This window comes from Microcoleus sp. D3_18a_C4, assembly GCF_036702415.1.
Lineage (GTDB): Bacteria > Cyanobacteriota > Cyanobacteriia > Cyanobacteriales > Microcoleaceae > Microcoleus.
Window position 1 is genome coordinate 13863 of sequence record NZ_JAUBTI010000009.1, and the last position, 21306, is coordinate 35168.

General features: G+C 45.9%; 15 protein-coding genes and 4 pseudogenes. 3 read left to right on the forward strand and 16 right to left on the reverse strand.

The features are described from left to right. Positions 1–46 precede the first annotated feature (46 nt). A complete protein-coding gene (locus tag QUB16_RS06975; RefSeq protein ID WP_333315101.1) occupies positions 47–1333 on the forward strand; it encodes a Glu/Leu/Phe/Val dehydrogenase in 1287 nt (428 codons plus the stop codon). Between the two features lie 451 nt (positions 1334–1784). On the opposite strand, the gene QUB16_RS06980 is transcribed toward QUB16_RS06975, so the two are convergent. Beyond that, complete coding sequence (locus QUB16_RS06980; protein WP_333315103.1) at positions 1785–1985, reverse strand: helix-turn-helix transcriptional regulator; 201 nt, start codon at positions 1983–1985, stop codon at positions 1785–1787. A 160-nt stretch (positions 1986–2145) separates the two neighbouring features. Between QUB16_RS06980 and QUB16_RS06985 the strand changes: the two genes are divergently transcribed. Further along, complete coding sequence (locus tag QUB16_RS06985) at positions 2146–2364, forward strand: hypothetical protein (protein ID WP_333315105.1); 219 nt, start codon at positions 2146–2148, stop codon at positions 2362–2364. 207 nt (positions 2365–2571) lie between these two features. On the opposite strand, the gene nrdJ (QUB16_RS06990) is transcribed toward QUB16_RS06985, so the two are convergent. From nrdJ (QUB16_RS06990) to QUB16_RS07040, 13 genes and pseudogenes are all read right to left on the reverse strand, one after another. Beyond that, a complete protein-coding gene (gene nrdJ, locus QUB16_RS06990; RefSeq protein WP_333315217.1) occupies positions 2572–4638 on the reverse strand; it encodes a ribonucleoside-triphosphate reductase, adenosylcobalamin-dependent in 2067 nt (688 codons plus the stop codon). Positions 4639–4873: 235 nt separating this feature from the next. Then, the gene (gene nrdJ / locus QUB16_RS06995; RefSeq protein ID WP_333315107.1) at positions 4874–6118 is read right to left on the reverse strand and encodes a ribonucleoside-triphosphate reductase, adenosylcobalamin-dependent; all 1245 of its coding nucleotides are present in this window, start codon (positions 6116–6118) and stop codon (positions 4874–4876) included. A 208-nt stretch (positions 6119–6326) separates the two neighbouring features. Then, the gene (locus QUB16_RS07000; RefSeq protein ID WP_333053679.1) at positions 6327–6614 is read right to left on the reverse strand and encodes a hypothetical protein; all 288 of its coding nucleotides are present in this window, start codon (positions 6612–6614) and stop codon (positions 6327–6329) included. Positions 6615–6907: 293 nt separating this feature from the next. Continuing rightward, positions 6908–9070, reverse strand: coding sequence for a DUF4394 domain-containing protein (locus QUB16_RS07005; RefSeq protein ID WP_333315108.1), 2163 nt, complete (start codon positions 9068–9070; stop codon positions 6908–6910). A gap of 432 nt (positions 9071–9502) precedes the next feature. Further along, positions 9503–10069 (reverse strand): annotated as a pseudogene (locus QUB16_RS33510) (DUF6745 domain-containing protein); the annotation flags it as partial. 540 nt (positions 10070–10609) lie between these two features. Next, positions 10610–11953, reverse strand: a pseudogene (locus tag QUB16_RS33515) (leucine-rich repeat domain-containing protein); the annotation flags it as partial. A gap of 55 nt (positions 11954–12008) precedes the next feature. Further along, a pseudogene (locus QUB16_RS33520) lies at positions 12009–12581 on the reverse strand (DUF6745 domain-containing protein); the annotation flags it as partial. A 498-nt stretch (positions 12582–13079) separates the two neighbouring features. Beyond that, a pseudogene (locus tag QUB16_RS33525) lies at positions 13080–14261 on the reverse strand (leucine-rich repeat domain-containing protein); the annotation flags it as partial. A gap of 55 nt (positions 14262–14316) precedes the next feature. Then, positions 14317–14892 carry a hypothetical protein gene (locus QUB16_RS07020; protein ID WP_333315111.1) on the reverse strand — a complete coding sequence of 192 codons (576 nt, stop codon included), beginning with the start codon at positions 14890–14892 and terminating at the stop codon, positions 14317–14319. A 209-nt stretch (positions 14893–15101) separates the two neighbouring features. Further along, positions 15102–15302, reverse strand: coding sequence for a hypothetical protein (locus QUB16_RS07025; protein WP_333208170.1), 201 nt, complete (start codon positions 15300–15302; stop codon positions 15102–15104). After that, positions 15299–15598 carry a BrnT family toxin gene (locus tag QUB16_RS07030; protein WP_333315112.1) on the reverse strand — a complete coding sequence of 100 codons (300 nt, stop codon included), beginning with the start codon at positions 15596–15598 and terminating at the stop codon, positions 15299–15301. The genes QUB16_RS07025 and QUB16_RS07030 overlap by 4 nt, the downstream gene beginning before the upstream one ends. Before the next feature lie 94 nt (positions 15599–15692). Next, a complete protein-coding gene (locus QUB16_RS07035) occupies positions 15693–16733 on the reverse strand; it encodes an ABC transporter permease (protein WP_333315113.1) in 1041 nt (346 codons plus the stop codon). A 225-nt stretch (positions 16734–16958) separates the two neighbouring features. After that, complete coding sequence (locus tag QUB16_RS07040; protein ID WP_190740620.1) at positions 16959–17471, reverse strand: adenine phosphoribosyltransferase; 513 nt, start codon at positions 17469–17471, stop codon at positions 16959–16961. Positions 17472–17708: 237 nt separating this feature from the next. On the opposite strand from QUB16_RS07040, the gene QUB16_RS07045 reads away from it, so the two are divergent. Next, on the forward strand, positions 17709–18875 hold the full coding sequence (locus tag QUB16_RS07045) for a pyridoxal phosphate-dependent aminotransferase (protein ID WP_333315115.1): 1167 nt from the start codon (positions 17709–17711) through the stop codon (positions 18873–18875). Positions 18876–19016: 141 nt separating this feature from the next. On the opposite strand, the gene QUB16_RS07050 is transcribed toward QUB16_RS07045, so the two are convergent. Further along, positions 19017–19790, reverse strand: coding sequence for an RNA polymerase sigma factor SigF (locus tag QUB16_RS07050; RefSeq protein ID WP_333315117.1), 774 nt, complete (start codon positions 19788–19790; stop codon positions 19017–19019). 462 nt (positions 19791–20252) lie between these two features. Beyond that, positions 20253–21092, reverse strand: a complete 840-nt coding sequence (locus QUB16_RS07055; RefSeq protein ID WP_333315118.1) for a photosystem II manganese-stabilizing polypeptide — start codon at positions 21090–21092, stop codon at positions 20253–20255. Between the last annotated feature and the right edge of the window lie 214 nt (positions 21093–21306).

Sequence of the window (21306 nt, forward strand, 5' to 3'; positions counted from 1 at the left end):
GTGTCGTGCTTTCCTTATTCCCTCGAACCTCTTCCTTAGTCTTATTATGTCTGAATCATTATTTGCCGATGCCAGCCGCCGATTAGAACGAGCCTTAAAATATGTGTCCCTTTCCGAGGATACGATCGAACGGCTGAAACACCCCAAATCCAGTTTAATTGTATCGATACCCGTGCGGATGGACGACGGTTCCCTGCGAATTTTCCAAGGTTATCGGGTGCGCTACGACAATACCAGAGGCCCGTCTAAAGGAGGAGTGCGGTATCATCCGGGAGTATCCCTTGATGAAGTGCAATCCTTAGCATTTTGGATGACTTTTAAATGTGCAGTTTTGAACTTGCCTTTTGGAGGGGCCAAGGGCGGAATTACTCTCAATCCCAAGGAATTGTCCAAACTGGAATTGGAACGCTTGAGCCGAGGCTATGTCGATGCGATCGCAGATTTCATCGGCCCCGATGTGGATATTCCCGCGCCGGATGTCTACACCAACCCCATGATTATGGGTTGGATGATGGATCAGTACAATATTATTAAGCGGCAGCTTTCTCCAGCGGTTGTGACTGGTAAACCAGTGACAATTGGCGGCAGTTTGGGCAGAGATACGGCAACAGCAATGGGTGCTTTTTTTGTAGTACAAACTCTTCTACCCAAATTTGAGCTAAATCCTCAAGATACGACTGTAGCAGTACAAGGTTTTGGTAATGCCGGTGCCGAAATAGCTGAACTTCTGTGGGAAGCAGGTTACAAAGTTGTTGCTGTCAGCGATTCCCAAGGGGGAATTTATGCTAAACAAGGGCTGGATATCCCCAGTATTAGAAGCTTTAAAGACTCTAACAAAGGTATCAAAGCTATTTACTGCGAAGGTTCAGTTTGCAATATTGTCGAACACGAAATCTTGACTAATGAACAGCTTTTAGCATTAGATGTAGACGTGCTGGTTCCAGCAGCTTTGGAGAATCAAATAACGGAAGCGAATGTTAATGATGTTAAGGCTAAGTTTATTTTTGAAGTAGCTAACGGGCCGATTGATTCTGCTGCTGATTTGATTTTAGAAGCGAGGGGAATTCAGGTAATTCCTGATATTTTAGTCAATGCGGGAGGCGTAACGGTTAGTTATTTTGAGTGGGTGCAAAATCGCAGCGGACTTTATTGGACGCTGGAGGAAGTCAATCAGCGGTTGAAGCATAAAATGGTCGAAGAAACTGAGGCAATTTGGAAAAAATCTCAGGAATTGTCAGTTTCCATGAGAACTGCGGCTTACGTGTACGGGTTAAATCGACTCGGAGAAGCGATGAATGCGAAGGGAACGCGGGATTATTATGTGAACGGTTGAGAAAAGTGCGGTAAGATTGTGCGATCGTACAATCTTACCGCACTTATTCGATAAGAGCGCAGTCTACGAACCGACTTGGCAAAACTTGGCTTTGAATTGGGGAATTTTAGGTTTGCACGCCGCCGTTTATTTGACCGCAACATTGATGCTTTAAAAGACGAAAGATGTTTTTAAATAGAGATTTTACATAGAGAGAAATGTGTTAATTTCTAGGAACTACCTAATTGTACAACACCCGCAGTTATGATGTAGGGGCAACCACCGGAGGAGCGCCCACACCATATCCGGAGGTCATGCGTAAGTCCGGATCTTGCACTTTTCTCAATCAATCGCCGCTGCACAATAGTGGCATTCTTTTTTAAGAGGGGAAGAGAAGAGACGATCGCACTTTTTGATTAGATATGGAATAGGTGCGATCGCAGTTACTTTTGCTATTGCCTAGTTTCCTTGGTTAATCTACCAAATCCTCTAAGGAAAGCTTCAAGAGGTCGCACAATACTTTCGTCTGTTCTAGATACAGCTTTGGAATATGTCTACCCGCTTCCCAATTTTTCACAGTGGTTACACTCACGCCCAATTCATCCGCAACTTGCTGCTGCGTCAAAGAAAGCGATTGGCGTCGCTGTTTGAGTTTTTCCCCCACACTACTCATTAACTATCCAAATTCAGAATTCGTAGGGTTAAGTTGACTTAACCACAAATTGTCCGTAGTATGAGAGGAGAACATCACATTCGTCAGAAAGCCAGTGCGTCCCGGCTACCAACCTATCAGCACTGGCTCTGGCTCCCATACGTATGGAGACAAGTTAATTATGCCTTACAAAGAACGACTTTACCCTTGGGTGCTGGTTCGTTTGCTGCCCAAAATGCAGCGGTTGACAGTTGGTCAGTTCCGCACTCGCTCTGATGCAGATGGTCATCTAGAGATTCTCCGTCGCTTGGTTCCTGGCGGGAAATTCGCGGTGATATTTAACCCCGACCTGCTAGAGTCCCAGCAAGCTGACACTTGCGACAGAAGATTCGATCGGTAATTTTCAAAGAACCCCTTCCCGGACACGGGGAGGGAGTCAGATTGTTCTTTCTTTCCTAGTGACAATTAGTCGTTGGGTGGGGGCGGGTTTACGAGATTATTGATTTTAGGCAATTATTGTTGGTAAAACCCGCCCCTACGATTTTTGCTGAACCAGCACTTAAAAACATAAAAAAATCCCCCAAACGGGGGATTTCTTTCAACGCTATTACATAGCCTTAGTCTCCGGCATCAAACACTTATCGGAATCGCAGCCCGCCGGCCCCGAATCCATCATTTCACCCAAGTCATAGCGACTTAGTGCCGCATGAAAAACATCTATTTGGCGGCGCGCTAAACTCTCTTCCACCATCTTGGTGTAAATTTCCTTGCTTATCGGTTCAAAGGGCAGACGCGGGAAAGTTTCAAGAGCATCAAACCGAGCCAAAAGCGCTGCGGAAATGTAGCCTTCATCATCGCGAATCGCTTCATAAATCCGAGTGCCCAAACTTTCAACTTCATTTTCGCGCAGTTCAATCGTGGCCGAAGTGTTATGTCTGACATAGAACTTTTGCACTTGCATATAAAAGTCCATTTGTGCCGCCGCTGAGAACTTGTTAATGTCAATTTCATCAGCACCGGGCAAGTCAGCCCAACTTACCGCAACAGGTATTTCTACCAGCCATTCTGTACAGCGTTCATCGAAGGGATTGTTCAGCAAATTGCCGTTTTCATCTTTGTCAGATTGAGACGGAATCACGTTGTATCCGTAGTCGATGCAGGCGAGGGCTACGGGGTCGTTTTTGCCGAAAGTGATTCGGCGAATGAAACGCTGGGCTTTCGGCGGATGCCAGCCGGGGGAAGCACCTGTCAGCAGAGATTTAGTACCCGATGGTTGAACCGTTGTGCAGCGATTTGGGCGTTTTAAGGAATGGCGATCGCAATAATCCCATACTACCCGATCGACAATCTCGCGCCAACCACTCAAATACTCTTCTTCCCGCTGTTTAAAAGCGATTCCTTGGGGAGTTTGCGGGCGGCCTTCCACCCACCAGCGCAGCCACTCAACGCCAAAAGCGTGAACGAAGAAATCGAACAATCCCGTGAAAGAGACGCCGACAATCGGGTCTAGTTCGCGGCTGTATTGATAGCGGGGTTCAAGAAATTTGTGATTAAGAAGTACCGCGACAGATAGAGCTGCAGCCCTGAAAGCTTCCTCCTGTTCTTTGAAGTTGTAAGGGTCAATTTGATTGAGGTGAACCTCCGCCAAATTACAGTTTCCAGTTAGGGTATTGCCGAAAACTCCCTTATGAAACTCTGGCTCGTTGAAGCAGTAAGTATCGTGCAATCCCGGTAATTCTTCGACACTTCTGACAACTTGCCATTTACCTTTGCCTTTAGCATTCGTCCCTTTGCTCACATCTAACCGCTGACAAGGAATTTCACCGCAGTCAGTAATTTGCAAGTAGTACAAATCTTGACTTCGGACACCGTAATTAGTAATTGCTCCTTGATGAGCGCAAAGATTTAGCGACGAACGAATACCGCATTTGGTCAAAAGTAACTGAACTCTAAAAGCCCGATCGCGATCGGAGATATAAATTCTGATACCATTACTATTGGTATTCGAGCCGTCTGTATCAGCTAGTCCAGCAATAAAATGTAAAATTGCTTGCCGGTTCCAGCTCGCAATTACATTTAATGCTTCTGGGTTAACTTTCAAACTTTTCAGGAATTCTCCAGAAAAGCTCAAGTTAGTTACATCTGTAAAAACAGGTAAATAGTCATAGTTTCTTTCAGGCGACTTATTTCCTGCTACTGACAATGCCATTTTGCCTTCGTAAAGTCGAACTTTTGCATTGTCATTTTTGTCTGTAGTTCCATCTCCTACAGCCACACCCAAAGTGTAAGCATAACTTGCATCGATATTCATGCCATCTTCATACTGAATTGTAAAAGGTTCAGTATGAATGCTATATCGACTTGTATCCATCAAATCTTTGGTTTGAACTTCTTGGTAAACTTTACCAAATCGATCCTTGACAAAAAACCGATGATATTCTGTGGCATCCAGATAAGTACCATCAGCAAACTTCACACGATAAAGTTTGCGTTGTCCACCATTGGTATCGCTCGCTGTCTGAAATGGTGTGACGGAACTCCATCTTTGACCATTCCAAATTTCGATTTCACTTCCAACAACATCCTTTATTTTATGCAGTCCGTCTTTCGTAATTAACAGAGTCTCCCCACTGACACAGTGAAAATTAGAGCCGATGATTTCCAGTTTTGTTATCCTAAAGGCTTTTTATCCTCTAGTTCTACAGATTCGATTTTATCTGTAGCTCGGCGTACTTTTTCATTTACGGTAGTTGTAAATGCCCCGCACTCTTGCCAGGATTATGTTCTTCAATTAAGAAGGTTCACCTGGTACGCTCTACGGTGGTAAAGGATTTTTAATTCCCTTACTTACCTCGGAATTAACATCTCAGTCTTCTCCGAATTTGCGAGGTTTTTAACGTGAGGCAAAATTACTTACCACACGGGTTTAAGCCCAAACGGACTGACCGATGCTCTAATTCTTCCGCAGTCATGTCAGGATAGCGTTCCTGGAACCACTGTTTAGCTTTTCCTTCGTCGTAAGCTTTCAAGAACTCAATTTTAAGACTTGGTGTTGAAAGTAAATCAACGTTAGCTCTAGCTACAGCTTCACCAGCCCATTGAATTGCACCTTCACCAGAATAATACTGTTGGCGAACGGCATCAATACACTCTTCCCGCGTCGGTTTATGATGAAAAACGCGAGAGTGATTGGCCATTCTCAAAGCATCTCGATCGGGGTCGATTTTCCAGTTGCCATTTTCATCTTGCTGCCACAGATTATTTTTAGCATTTGCGCCCAGTTCATCACTAGAATCAAATTGACGAATCCCCGCGCTGCGCCTAATATTGCCGGCGACGATCGTGACCGCCGCTTCATCTATCAACACGCAGCATTCAACTGAATTTAACTGCCGCCCTAAAGCTTTATTCAAAATTGCGGCGCAGCGCTGATAAAGGTCGGGCAATTTCACCGGATTTGCTACTCCGCCAAAACCTTTTAAAGGTTCTCCCACCGGGCGAACGTCGCTCAAATCGATGAAAACTTGAACTTCTCCTGCAAATCTTTCATCGGTGGATAATTCCAGCAAACTTTGATAGGAGTTTACCCAACCTTGGCGAGAATCTCCGACATAAATAGTTGCGGTTTTTTCTGCTATTTTTACTTCTGTTTCTTGACGGCGCGACTGGGCGGGTGTAGAGCCGATTTCGCCTTGCATGGTTAGGGTTAAACGGTTGCGAATCGGCGGCAGTTGGTTGATATATTGTGGTTCCAAGACGGCCCCAGTGCCGCAGCCCATCATTGCCAAATCCATTAACAACCCAAAGGAACGCCAGTCGAGAATATTTGTTGAGGAGCAATTATATGCGCCGGAAAAATTCTCTGGTTGCTCGATCCATTTGCTGCCACCTACCCACAGCCAGCGGCCTGAAGCGAGGGTTTTGAGCTCGTTTTGCATCCGGTGCAGCAGTTGTGTTTCTTCGGGGCTGAGGTTTCCCAGCTTTTGCAGCCCCTTGACTGTTCGATCGCACACTTCGGCCCAAGTCTCCCTTCCCGTCTCGGTACGGCGGCTGTAAGTCCTAAAAAATACTGGATTGGCTGCGGGTGCTGTTTCGGGGAAATCGGACAGGTTGCGTTTCTCGCTGGCACTCGATCGCTCTAATTCTCTAACCATAGGTTGTGTACTGACGTGTCGGAATAAATCAACAGACTACGAATATACAACAGGATTCAGATTTAGGGTAAAAGGTTAATATATTTGACAATTTGCACTAGATATGGGGCACAGAAGTGTACAAACTCGATCGACCGATCGCCCCAAAACTTGACGAAAAAACCCGATTTCTTCCAGAAACCGGGTGAAGCGCAAATCTTGTCAATTGTCAATTATTTGTCAATAAAAACTCAATATTGGGTAACAGCGGGTCTTGAACAACCCCCACGCCGTTAAAGCCCCAACGTTCAAGCAGCTTTTTAACCTGAGAACCGGAAATCGATTCTACTCCGAATCGATCGGCAACATCAGCAGCGTGGGCATTGAGATAGCTCAAAGCGTCATAGTCTTCGCGAAACATCAGCAGGTAACTCACTGCCGCATCTGGATTGGGATTCGCGGACAGATATTTGCCGTCACTGCGGGAACGTAGCAAGTAAAAAACTTGAGATAACATATTATCTTGGTTGCCAAAATAATATGTTACCTCAAATTGGGAATTGGGAATTGCCCAAACGATTTTAGACTGACAATTTCAGATTGTAGAAAAGTTGAGTTTTTTTCAACTTTCTACCTAAAAAGGGGAGCATCTCAGTTTTGTAAAAAGCATTTTTTTTATTGTAGTGCGATCGTCCCCGCTCGCGTATTGTACAATACGCGAGCGGGGACCCTCGCACTGTAAATGCAAAACTGAGATGCTCCCCCTAAAAAGTACATAATTGATGCCTAAAATCTCTGGGAATCTAGCAGTTAAATCAAAGTCAGTGCTAAGCCTTTAATCCCTCGCCCGTCACCAATTTGACCGACAATCGAAGCTTGACCGGTCGTCAAATTGATATTGTATAGGCTGGAAACTCCGCCAACCTCGATCGCAGCCAAAGCCGTCTCGTTACCGCCAACACTCCTGATATCAAAGCCGAGAACGGTACCAGCATCAATTCCCAAAGATCCGATCGTATTCAACACCCCATTATTCGGCGGATCTTGCCGCACCAAAACGTCTAAATTGGTGTCAATTGCAAATAGTGTCGTCGAAGTTGCCCCCGCAAAGTTATTCACATACCCAGCAGCAGCAGCAGCGCCGAGATTGCCAAAATTGCGATCGCCCGCAGCATAAGCCAAATTCCCGTCGAGTTGAACTCCCCCCGTCAGCGTGTCAAAATCGACAATGGCCCCAGTATCCGGGTTGAGGCGGGCGTTTTGACCGGCTTGATTGACAAAGCGAATTCGATCGACTGTCGGATTGAAATCAAAACCCGCAGCCCCCGGAGTTAGGGGAACAGCAAACTGCCCGCTACCGACTGCACTTGCAGCCCCAGTAACGGGATTGATCGCGTACAAGCGATTGCTAGAACCGACACCGTATAGCACACCGTTAGCGGGGCGAAAATCAATTCCCAGCAAACTTTCTCCCGGCTGCAACCCTGTAACTGCCACGTCGCTGAGAATCGCCCGCGGTGCCGCCTCGTTAAAACCGACAATTGTTTCGGCGCCATTTCTGACAGTTAAGGCGTAAGCTGTAGGCAAAGGCAAAGCCAAACCGTTAATCTCTCTCCCGTCGGCAATTTGACCGACAAAGGAAGCTTGACCGCTACTTAAATTGATATTGTACAAGCCGGAAATCCCACCGACTTCCAGCGCCGCCACCGCTACCTCGCGGCCGCCAATACTTCTGATATCAAAGCCGTTAACGCTAGTAGCATCAACTCCCAAAGATCCGATCGTATTCAACCCTCCATTATTCGGCGGATCTTGTCGCACCAAAACATCCAAATCGCTGTCAATTACAAACAGGGTTGTCGAAGTTCCCCCGGCAAAGTTATTCACATACGCAGCCCCTGCAGCCGCTGGATTTGACCCAAAATTGCGATCGCCCGCAACATAAGCCAAATTCCCGTCGAGTTGAATTCCCCCCGCCACCGTGTCAAAATCCACAAGTGCCCCGTTATCCGGGTTGAGGCGGGCGTTTTGATCGCCTTCATTGACAAACCGAATTCGATCGACTGTCGGATTGAAATCAAAACCCGCAGCCCCCGGAGTTAGGGGAACAGCAAACTGCCCGTTACCGACTGGACTTGCTTCCCCAGTCATCGGATTGACAGTATACAAGCGATTGCTAGAACCCACACCGTAAAGCAAACCGTTAGCCGGTCGATAATCAATTCCTAGCAAACTTTCTCCCGCTGGCAATCCAGTCACGGGAAAATCTGAGATCACACTTCCCGGATTGGAAAGACTAAAACCGACAATCCGATTAGCAGGAGTTAAAGCATAAGCCGTTGTCCGCGCTGGAGGCGGGGGGTTGGGAACAACGCTGCCAATATTATTAGTGAAAGTTGCCTGGTTAATCGCACTTTGCCTCACCCCTCTGAGAGTAGCGAGAAATTCTCCAGTCACTCGGTCTTGAATAACAGTATCGTTTCCAGCTTCCAGAATATTCAAGTCGCTAAAACTGAGACCTTCCCCCAAACCGATTAAATCTGTACCTGGTACAAAATCGGCGATCAGGTCGGCATTTGCCAAACTAACACCGCCGCTGGTACGGTTCGGGTCAGCCTCCGCGTAGCGCCTCAAAACAAATAGGTCTGCCCCGTCTCCGCCTATCAGGACATCAGTATCTCGATCGCCCGACAAAACATCATTGCCGGAGTTGCCCGATATGGAATCGCTGCCTTTTCCGCCCACTAAAAAATCGTTACCTTCTCCGCCGTTAATAGTGTCGTTCTCTAAATCTCCAAAGAGCGAATCTTGACCTAAATTGCCCTCAATTAAATCGCTTTGTTTCCCGCCATAAATGCTGTCATTACCAGAGTTTCCGGCAATGGTGTCATTGCCCATAAAACCAAAAATCAGGTCATTTTCTGGAGTTCCTGCTAGCAAGTTTGCTTGTGCGGTGTCTCTAATTTCTGCCATGTTCTAATCACCCTCTAAATTTAATACTTCTGTTGCCTAACGGCGGTGGTATTCTCAGTCAAAATATCACAAATTCGCACTTTTAGGATAGTTTTTCTGATTTTCGGCTGTAGGGGTGGGTTGCCATAAAAGTATTACAAGCAGCTAAAATGATATATAAACCCGCCCCCCGATTCCAATAAACCCACTCCTAAAGACAGATCGCTTAGCCGTATTTTATAGTTTGGTGTGTAGCCAAGGGCGATCGCAGCTCAACTGCAAACAGGCAAGCTGAAATTTTTAGCGGTGCGAACCTATGAAATTTTGTACTGCGTTCATTAGTAATATACGCTGACTCTATAATTTTGGATCTGTACGGTCAGAATTTTTTTTCAAATTTAATCTTAAAGCCTGCGAAGGTGGGCTTTGTGTGTGTAGCGGCGACCACCATCATCAAGTCTGCACGGAAAATTCCTCTGGATCAATATCCCAATTTGCCCAGCGAATTGCCTCCCTAGCTGATGTCAGGTTAGGCGGCACTCTCAAAGCGTGAATGAATCCCGTACTCGGACAAGTCATTTTTAACAAACAAATCGGCTCAACATCGGCATTATCTATTGTTAATAGTGCATATTCCTGCCAACTATCTATTTGTTCTGCGGACAACTCTTGAATTATGCGATCGTAACCAATTTCTTCAATTAACACTCGCCGAACTTCGGCATTATCTTCTGCTAAAATCCATTCGGATTGCCATTGATTTGGGTGGACTTTGCCGTATTCTTCAGGCAATCTGACGCCGTGATAATAGTAAAAATTCCATCCATCCGCAAACTCAATCGCAGGTTCTCCTTCCGCGTGCAAGCGGTTTTGACTGTCAAAGCGCAGGTGGCGCGGGCGATCGCACACCGCGCAAATCTTTTCAAAGGCAAATATCCAACCGCAATGCTCGAAAAGCAGCTTTTGGGAGCGAAGTATTTCTTGTGCCTTTTGGGAGAGATTGATGCCTAATGAAGAGATATACAATTCAGTCAAATAGATTGTTTTAAACAAAGTCGTGGGGGTTTCAGGGGATGTCATGTCGCAGAAATAATCGGGCAAAATATCCGACATCGTTTGTTTCGATCGCACATAGCTGTCAGCCAATTCGTACATTAGCGAACTCAGTGTGCTGTCTGCTTCGGGCTCGATAGCCATGCAATCGAGCTCATACTCCCACACGCCCGGACTTGTAAAGTCTCTTACAATCGATGGGGAAATCCCTTGGCTGTATAGGTTTTCCCCCAATCTATTCCTGTCCCATTCGTCTGAGCAGTTTTGTGAAGGATCGCATTTCAGCAAGTTGAAGATTTGGAGATAAGCGTTGCGGGGACTGCTGCAAATAATAACTTCGGGTGCTTCTAGACCAATAGCTGCATAGGCAATTTTGACTGCTTCTGTGGCTTTTTCAGCATCAATTGGCTTAGTCGAGAGAGTCAGACGTTTCTGTACGAGTTCGCCTGACACACTGATGTCGGTAATTTGATTGTTTTCGAGATACAGTGTTGTCAGATTGGTGAGTGATCGCAAGGCGCTGATGTCAGTAATTGGATTGTCGCTGAGATGCAGTGTTGTCAGATTGGTGAGCGAGCCGAGGAAGCTGATGTCGGTAATTTGATTGTTGTCGAGATCCAGTGTTGTCAGATTGGTGAGCGAGCCGAGAAAGCTGATGTCGATAATTTGATTGTTGTCGAGATCCAGTGTTGTCAGATTGGTGAGCGAGCCGAGAAAGCTGATGTCGGTAATTTGATTGTTGTCGAGATCCAGTTTTGTGAGATTGGTGAGCGAGCCGAGAAAGCTGATGTCGGTAATTTGATTGTTGCTGAGATCGAGTGTGGTCAGATTGGTGAGCCATCGCAAGGCGCTGATGTCGGTAATTTGATTGTCGAAGAGCTCGAGTTTTGTCAGATTGGTGAGCGAGCCGAGGAAGCTGATGTCGGTAATTTTCTTGCTGTAGAGAGACAGTGTTGTCAGATTGGTGAGCGAGCCGAGAGAGCTGATGTCGGTAATTTTCTTGCTGTAGAGAGACAGTGTTGTCAGATTGGTGAGCGAGCCGAGGAAGCTGATGTCGGTAATTCTATTACCCCAGAGATTCAGTGTGGTCAGATTGGTGAGCGAGCCGAGGAAGCTGATGTCGGTAATTCGATTGTAGTCGAGATGCAGTGTGGTCAGATTGGTGAGCGAACCGAGGGAGCTGATGTCGGTAATTTGATTGAAGCTGAGATTCAGTGTGGTCAGATTGGTGAGCGAGCCGAGGAAGCTGATGTCGGTAATTCCATTGCTGTTGAGATTGAGTGTGGTCAGATTGGTGAGCGAGCCGAGAAAGCTGATGTCGCTAATTCGATGATTGTTGCCCAGATTCAGTGTTGTCAGATTGGTGAGCGAGCCGAGGAAGCTGATGTCGGTAATTTGATTGAAGCTGAGATTCAGTGTTGTCAGATTGGTGAGCGAGGCGAGGGAGCTGAGGTCGGTAATTTGATTGTGGTAGAGATTCAGTGTTGTCAGATTGGTGAGCGAGCCGAGAGAGCTGATGTCGCTAATTCCAGTGCTTTCGAGATTGAGTGTTGTCAGATTGGTGAGCGAGCCGAGAGAGCTGATGTCGCTAATTTGATTGCTTTGGAGATTGAGTGTTGTCAGATTGGTGAGCGAGGCGAGGGAGCTGATGTCGGTAATTTTATTGCTGCGGAGATCCAGTTCTGTCATGCTTGAAAGTATCTGCTCCGCTGCTTCAGGGTCATCAGTGCCAGCCTTTTTTAACAACACTTTAACTGTGTGCCTTGCCTTTTGTGAAAGACTGTCAATATGCCTGCACCTGTCCGCAAAGCTCCTAAAAATAATGGGTTCGTTTGGTTGTTTTTCTGACATAAAATACTCCGAGGGAACAAAATTTGAGTAACAATTGACATCCGCCGCAACTCGCTCAAGTCTGCACGGAAAATTCCTCTGGATCAATACCCCAATTTACCCAGCGAATTGCCTTCCTAGCAGATGTCAGGTGCGGCACTCTCAAAACGTGAATGAATCCCGTACTTGGACAAGTCATTTTTAACAAATAAATCTGCTCCCAATCCGAGGCTTTATCTATTTTTAATAGTGCATATTCCTGCCAAATATCTATTTGCGTGGCTGACAATTCTTGAATTATGCGCTCGTAACCAATTCCTTGAATTAACACTCGCCTCAGCTCGGCATTGTCTTCTGTTAAAAGCCACTGGGATTGCCATTGGTTTGGGTGGAGTTTGCCGTATTTTTTAGGCAATCTGACGCCGTGATAATAGTAAAAATTCCATCGATCCGCAAACTGAATGGCAGGTTCTCCTTCCGCGTGCAAGCGGTTTTGACTGTCAAAGCGAAGGTGGGGGCGATCGCACACAAAGCAAATTTTTTCAAAGGGAAATATCCAACCGCAATGCTCGAAAAGCAGCTTTTGGCAGCGAAGTATTTCTTGTGCCTTTTCCGAAACATTGACGCCTAATGAAGATATATACCATTCAGTTAAATAGATTTCCTTAAACAAAGTCGTGGGGGTTTCAGGGTATTCCAGGCCCTCCAAATAATCGGGAAAAACATTCCCCATCGTTCGTTCCGATCGCACATAGCCGTCAGCCAATTCGTACATTAGCGAACTCAGTGTGCTGTCTGCTTCGGGCTCGATAGCCATGCAATCGAGCTCATACCCCCACACCGCCGGACTTGTAAATTCTCTCACAATCGATGGGGACATGGACATCCATTTCCCGTCTAGCTGTTTCCCCAATCTATTGCCATGCCCTTCGTTTGACCAGTTTGGTGAATGGTCGCCTTTGGGCAAGTTGAAGATTTGGAGATAAGCGTCGTGGGGACTGCTGCAAATAATAACTTCGGGTTGTTCTAGCCCAATAGCGGCGTAGGCAACTTTGACTGCTTCTGTGGCTTTTTGAGCATCAATTGGCGTAGTCGAGAGAGTAAGACGTTTTTGTGCGAGTTCGCCTAACACGCACAGAGCGGTAATTGGATTGGAGTCGAGATGCAGTGTTGTCAGATTGGTGAGCGCTCGCAAGGCGCTGATGTCGGTAATTTGATTGTGGTCGAGATGCAGTGTTGTCAGATTGGTGAGTGAGCCGAGAAAGCTGATGTCGGTAATTTGATTGTGGTCGAGATGCAGTTCTGTCAGATTGGTGAGCGAGCCGAGAAAGCTGATGTCGCTAATTTGATTGTCGTTGAGATACAGTTCTGTCAGATTGGTGAGCGAGCCGAGAAAGCTGAAGTCGGTAATTTGATTGCCGCCGAGATCCAGTGTTGTCAGATTGGTGAGCGAGCGCAAGGCGCTGATGTCGGTAATTTGACTGCCGCCGAGAGACAGTGTTGTCAGATTGGTGAGCGAGCCGAGGGAGCTGATGTCGGTAATTTGACTGCCGCCGAGAGACAGTGTTGTCAGATTGGTGAGCGAGCCGAGGAAGCTGATGTCGGTAATTTGATTGTAGCCCAGATTCAGTGTGGTCAGATTGGTGAGCGAGCCGAGAAAGCTGATGTCGGTAATTTGATACCAGTCGAGATTGAGTGTGGTTAGATTGGTGAGCGAGCCGAGGAAGCTGAAGTCGGTAATTTTATTGCTTTCGAGATCCAGTGTTGTCAGATTCGTGAGCGAGCCGAGGAAGCTGATGTCGGTAATTCGATTTCTGTAGAGATTCAGCGTGGTCAGATTGGTGAGCGAACCGAGAGAGCTGATGTCGGTAATTTGACTGTAGCTGAGATCCAGTGTGGTCAGATTGGTGAGCGAGCCGAGAAAACTGAAGTCGGTAATTTTATTGTCGCCGAGATCCAGTGTGGTCAGATTGGTGAGCGAGCCGAGGGAGCTGATGTCGATAATTTGATTGCCGCGGAGAGACAGTGTTGTCAGATTGGTGAGCGAAGCGAGAGAGGTGATGTCGGTAATTTCATTGTAGCCCAGATCCAGTGTGGTCAGATTGGTGAGCGAGTGGAGGAAGCTGATGTCGGTAATTCGATTTCTGCCCAGATCCAATTCGGTCATGCTTGAAAGTATCTGTTCCGCTGCTTCAGGGTCATTAGTGCGAGCCTTTTTTAACAACACTTTAACTGTGTACCTTGCTTCTTCTGAAAGGCTGTCAATATGCCTGCACCAGTCGGGAAAGCGGCTAAAACTCCTTGGCTCGTTTGGTTGTTTTTCTGACATAAAACACTCCTAGATGGGGAATGGGGAATGGGGCATGGGAATATTTATCGCACTTTTATGGTAATTTATCGCGCAGGTCAAGCCAAGTGTTGAGTTTTTCATCTAAAACATATTTATCAGTATCAGAAAGTGCTGCAATAACTTTCAAGCGATTTTTAAGTTTTCTTAACTCGCGAATTTCTGCAATAGGTAGCGTTTGCCAATTAGCAGCCTTTTTTTCGACATCTTCCTGCGACTCTTTGATGTTATCCCAAAACCATTCTAAAATTAAGTTAACATCGAGAACAGGATGATCGGAAATTACTTCCTGTTTTTCTATCATCGCAGCCCGCAACATCATTGAGGAAATCGTAAAAGACTCGCCACTACCTGGTTTTTTCCGATCGGCATCATCGGCCTTGCGATCGTAAATTGCGATCGCGACTTCTGCCCATTTGCGATCGCACAAACCGGAACCATTTTGACCTTTTCGAGCCTTAGCCGAGGCAACATCGGCTAATAATAGCCAGTTAAACCCTTGTGGTTCGGTGGTTTGACCTGAAAATATGTTGTTCGCCCAAATCAGTACAGATTCGGCATTTTGTTCGAGAATGCGATCGAGGGATATTGTCGTAGGAGATTGAGTCATCATTTATCTACTCTACATATTCGATATCAGCATTATTTGGATCGACTCCGCCAAATAAACCGGGTTTTTATCTAATTTGCGAGCTGAAACGAAGTATTCAAGGGAAAAACCCGGTTGCTGACTATCCCTGCGTAAGTTCCTATCTCCTTTTGCGGTCGATCGCGATCGAACACTATCAGGCAAGCCACTTGAGAAAAAAATGGGTTTTTCACCTACTCAACACTTTGAATTAGTTTCATGTTATTTCTCAGCCATTCATTGACCAAAGCTTGAACCTCAATCTTTTTATGATCGGCAATTTTAGTCACAAAGTCCTCGACATCGGGTTCGAGATAAATGGGATAATGAAACGTAGCATCAGGATGGTAAAACTTGCCTTGCTCTGATGAAGAAAACTCATACTCTGATTTCATAATTTCCTCTCTTGATAAGGTTGGGTTTCAGTGGAATTAGCTTTGCGGGCTGAAATAATCCGAATTACACAGGAGGTGCGATCGGTTTGTTCAAAGGTATGGACAACAACCCTTAAAATTTCTGTTTCATCTAAACCTATGGTAATCCATCTATCTTCATCTTGACTGTGTTCTTCATCATAGATTGTTAATTGAGAACGATCGCGGAAAACAGTTGATGCCAAACGAAAATTTAATTGATGTTTGCGAATATTTTGCTTTTCTTTGGCTGGATTCCAATCAAAATTATAATCCAAAGCAATTTATCAGGTTAAATCGAGGTACTATCAAATTATAACACCAATTATAAGTTAGGGTTTTTCACCCCGCGTGCGTCCAGGACTAATTCTACTATTTCAAATCTTCCAGCTTAATCCGAGGATCGATCGCTTTCAGCAGCAAATCCGCCAACAAATTCCCCACAATCAACATCGTCGCACCCATCATCAAACTTGCCATTACTAAATACAAATCTTGATTGTTCACCGCCTCCAAAGTCAGCTTTCCCAAACCCGGCCAATTAAAGAAAAATTCCGCAATAAACGCACCGCTCAACAAACTAGCAAACTCAAAACCCAATAGCGTAATCAACGGGTTAACAGCATTCCGCAAAGCATGAATGTAAATTACTCGATCGTCCGGCAAACCTTTCGCGCGTGCCGTTCGGATGTAATCTTGACGCAGCACGTCCAACAATTGTCCGCGCATCAATCTTTGCAAACCAGCAAAACCAGTAACGCTGAGGGCGACTGTTGGCAAAATTAAGTGCCAGCCGTAATCGAGGATTTGACCCCACCAAGGTAAGTCGGCGTGGTCAATACTCGTCATTCCTCCGACGGGAAACAGAGGCGAAGTATTTTGAGCAAAAAATAGCAGCAGCAACGCTGTGATAAAGCTCGGAAATCCCTGTCCGGTGTAGCTGACTACTTGCAGAACTCGATCGACTGTGCGGTTTTGATTGACGGCGGCGACAATTCCCAAGGGAATGGCGATCGCCCAAGTTACAATCAAAGATGCGATCGCCATTAATAACGTCGCCGGTACCCGTTCCCACAGCAGCGAAGCTACGGATCGCTGATACACAAAACTCGTGCCAAAATTCCCCCGCGTCACAATTTGTTGCAGCCACAGCCAATACTGCACAATCGCTGGTTTATCTAAGCCGAACTGCTGTTCGAGTTGCTTGAGTGTCTCCGGCGAAATCTTCGGATTTTGGCTCAAAGTATCCAAGTAATTTCCCGGTGCTAGCTCAATAATTGCAAAACAAAGCATCGATGCCAAAAATAGCGTTAAAAGTGCCTGCAACAGTCGCTTGAAAACATAAGTAAATGTCTCGCTGCTAAACAGAGAATTCAACCTTCGCCAATTTCGATTCAATTTAATAGAAGTCATAGGATTTTAGATTTTAGATTTTAGATTTTAGATGTGAAGAATTGTGAATGATATTAATTCCGGTTGCATCGGAATGATTTAACCACAGAGAACGCAGAGAACGCAGAGAAAGAGAAGAGAGAGATGAATAATTCCGATGCAAAGGTCAAGGATATTATTTGTCAGTAGTTTTTATTCAAGTGTCAGCAGTCAACTGTCAACTGTCAACTGCCAACAGTTAACTAACTAATACTCCACTAGCGTGACGATCGGCACATCGGGCAATTTCTGCCTGCCGCCCAAGGCCTGCAATTCAATGATAAAAGCAAAACCGACAAGCTCGCAGCCAGCTTGCTCTAACAATTTAGCCGTCGCCGCCGCTGTTCCGCCAGTGGCGATTAAATCGTCCACAATCAGCACCCGGCTGCCGGATGTCATCGCATCTCGGTGCATCTCCAGTCGATCGACACCGTACTCCAACTCATACTCAGCAAAATGAACCGCACCTGGCAGTTTCCCTGGTTTGCGGACAGGAATAAAGCCTATTCCCATTTTATAAGCCAACGGCGCGCCAAAGATGAAGCCCCGCGATTCCATGCCCACCACATAGTCAACAGACATTGCAGAGCATTTTTCGGCTAAGCTGTCAATGGTGTAGCTCAGCCCTTGCGGGTCGCGCAGCAAAGTTGTAATGTCTCGAAACATAATTCCCGGCTTGGGGAAATCAGGAATGTCGCGAATCAGAGATTTGAGATCCATAAGCTTGCAGATCCGGGTTGAAGGTAACGAGGCATCAAAAATGGTACAATAATAACGTGAAAAATTAAAAATTAAAAAATAAAAATTAAAACTAAGAGCTTTTTTAATTTTTATTCTTTAATTGCTTAATCCTTTACGTACTATGTAAACAAATGTCATAATTCCCTAACAACAGGGTTGAATATCAACATTTGTCACCCTAAGATCTAAAGTCAAAAATCTAATATCTAAAATCCAATGATTAAGTTGGCAGCACGAGTGGGTGAGGTTCCTCCTTCTATAACCTTGGCGATCGCCGCTAAGGCTAAAGCCATGAAGGCCGAAGGGATTGATGTCTGTAGTTTGAGTACGGGAGAACCCGACTTTGATACCCCCGAACACATTAAAGCAGCGGCAAAACAAGCTTTAGACGCGGGGAAGACTAAGTACGGCCCGGTGTCTGGGGAACCGCAGTTAAAAGCTGCGATCGCCCGCAAACTCCAATCCGACAACAATCTCAACTATCAACCGGAAAATATCATTGTCACCAACGGCGGCAAGCATTCGCTCTACAATCTGATGATGGCTCTGATCGAGCCTGGAGAGGAAGTAATTATTCCGGCTCCCTACTGGCTAAGCTACCCTGAAATGGTGAAACTCGCCAGCGGCAAGCCAGTAATTGTACGGACTGATGCTTCTACAGGATATAAAATTACACCGGAACAACTGAGTAAAGCGATTACTCCCCAAACCAAGTTATTTGTACTGAATTCGCCTTCTAACCCGACGGGAATGGTGTATACTCCGGCGGAAATCAAAGCATTGGCCGAGGTGATAGTCGATCGAGATATTTTAGTCGTTGCTGACGAGATTTACGAAAAAATTATATATGACGGCGCCCAACACGTCAGCATCGGTTCCCTAGGCCAAGAAATCTTCGATCGCACCCTGATCAGCAGCGGTTTTGCTAAAGCTTACTCGATGACAGGCTGGCGAGTCGGTTATTTGGCCGGGCCGATCGAATTAATCAAAGCCACCAGCACCATTCAAGGTCACAGTACGTCAAATGTGTGTACCTTTGCACAGTACGGCGCGATCGCAGCTTTGGAAAGCAGCCAAGAATCTGTCGAAACAATGCGTCTAGCTTTTGCCGAAAGGCGTCAGGTAATATTTGAATTACTCGATGCTATCCCTGGAATTAGCTGTATTAAACCCGACGGTGCTTTCTATATGTTTGTCAACATCAGCAAGACTGGAATGAATTCTTTGGAATTTTGCGACGCTTTCTTAGAACAGCAGCAGGTAGCAGTTATTCCGGGGATTGCTTTTGGTGCAGACGACCACATTCGCTTGTCTTACGCCACCGATTTAGGCACAATTAAAAAAGCTGTAGAAAGGCTCGATAAATTTGTCCGCAGCCTCTAAAAATTAGTCTGTTGACTGTTGACTGTTGACTGTTAACGGTTCACTGTTAACGGTTAACGGTTAACTGTTAACTGTTCACAACTGACAACTGACAACCAACAACTGACAACCAACAACTGACAACCAACAACTGACTAATAACTAAAGCTGTTTAGTCATAATCTCTTTGAGCAAATCCAGCCCCTTCTTAACTCGCCGAGAAACAGTCACCGCACTGATACCCAAGCGTTCAGCCGTTTCTTTCTGGGTCAAATCGTAGAGAAAAACAAACTCCAATATCTCGCGAGTCCGTTGTTCCAACATCGCCAAAGCTTGCTGTACGCGGATTTGATCCTCTTGCGCCAACTGAAAACTCCGATACTTGCTATCGGGCACCAATTCTCCCAGACAAGTCGCCCCCTCATCTTCATCTTGCATCGGCGCGTCCAAACTCAGAGGCGATCTGTTGAGATGGGCCAACTTAATTTCTTGCCATTCTTGTACAGAAACCTCAAGGGCTGCTGCTACTTCAGCATCCGTAGGTTTGCGGTTTAACTGCACCTGCAAATCCTTAATCGTGGCTACAGATTTGCGTTCCAGGGACTGCCAGTGGCGGGGAAATCGCACAGAAGGGCTTTTGTCGCGCAAGTAGTGTTGAATTTCGCCCCGTATGTAGGGAATTGCAAAGGAACTAAAAGCGTGTCCCTTGGCGATATCAAACCGCTCGATCGCCCTGATCAACCCAATACATCCGACTTGCAGCAAATCGTCGTAGCTTTCACCGCACTGGTTGATCCAGTGGTAAACTTCTTTTCTGACCAGTCCAATATTCAGTTTAACTAACTGATTGCGGATTTCATTCGATCCAGAAATTTGGTACTCGCGCAACAATTGGAAATTTTCGCTTTTTAGCTCGTTCGGCAGTGTGGTAGACATGGTGACATAAGGGTTGGTAGAGCAGAGGACTGAGGTTGCTTTAGATCTAGCTTCTAATCTAGTCTAAAAAAATTCACTTTTAGGTAGTGTAATCCTAGCACTTAATCGGTGTGATAGCGGACACACCAGTTGAGTTTTCGGTACCTGAACGGATTTAGCGGGATTCTCCGAAGTTTTTCGGCATCAGGCAGACTTTTACCAGGTAGAAGGCCTTCGACCGAATACCCAATTTAAGCAGCTTTTTTGAAAAATATATTATAAGCTGAAAACGCTGTGAATACAATACTTTAATTAATTAAAAATCCCAAATTCATAACTTGCGAATCACCACAATTCAATCATACATTTAGTCATTAGTCAACAGTCCTAAGTTATATTGCTCAAGACTGTTGGCTAATGAAGAGCGAGCAGTACCTTTAGTACCAGAAACTGCTCAAGTTCGATCGATCCAGAAAGCCACTTTTACGAGACAGAAGGCTCAATGCGAGCGTAAAACAAACCCCGAATTTTCACGTCCAGAGCCGGTCTAGCTCCCAAATCAGTATCAGAAGGCTGCGTGCTCTCAAAAATCCCGCCAACTTCGCCAGTGGCGCTGTTGACTTTAGCAACTTGGAGAGAAATTTTGCCCGCCTTGGTGCGGGTGTCAGCAACCTTAACATTAGCCCGCACACGTTTGGAATTGTCAGTAGCCGGAAGCGCTACAGCATTGTCATAGCCAGTCGCTACCCCGCGAGCTTTAGGGTCTAAAAAGCCTGCGCTGCGGTAAGAAGGAACGTTAAACTCCCCTCTCAAATCGGTGGAAGTATTGATAGCAACCACTCCCGGTTCGGAACTGGCCACTAGCTGTTTAATGGTAAACAAGAAAGGTACTTGCTCTCCGCCCGGTAACTGAATCGTAATAGCTTGAAAATCCAAGCCGTCTTCTTCTGTGAAAGTCAGAGTTCCGTCAGTACCGACCTTGAGCGTACCTTGAACTTGGTCAATGCTCGACGTGAACCGTGTCAGCAATTTACCAGGCACAAATTCCGCTTCTTGGCGTTTGTTTGCTGGTTCTTCCTTCACAAAATAAGTTGTGGGCTGCAAACACAAACCAGTCAGTTTATAGGTGGCACCAGCTTCGATGGGGATCGATCCCCGAGAAGTTTCTGCCAAGCTAGGGCAGTTATTAGCCAAGCCAGTACCTCTAATCTCGTCGTAGGTAAGCAACTCAGTAGTCGCCACCGTGTCAGGAGCAGAAGAACAAGCAACCAGCGCACTCATGCAAAATGCTAAAAGTGCAACAATTAAAGCACGATATTTCATTGCAAACCTCAATATCCAACATCGGATTATATTAAGAAAAAGCCCTAGTTCGAGCAAAATATAATTGCCCGCCGGCAGGCTAGGCCAGCGCTTAGGGCAGCATTTAGATCCAGATCGCTCGCTTCACCGAGACCGGCATTGACTCAAAAAATCAAGCTAGTGCGCCGTGAAAATAAGCATGAACTTATGATTTCTCAAAGGTTCGGATCGCAGC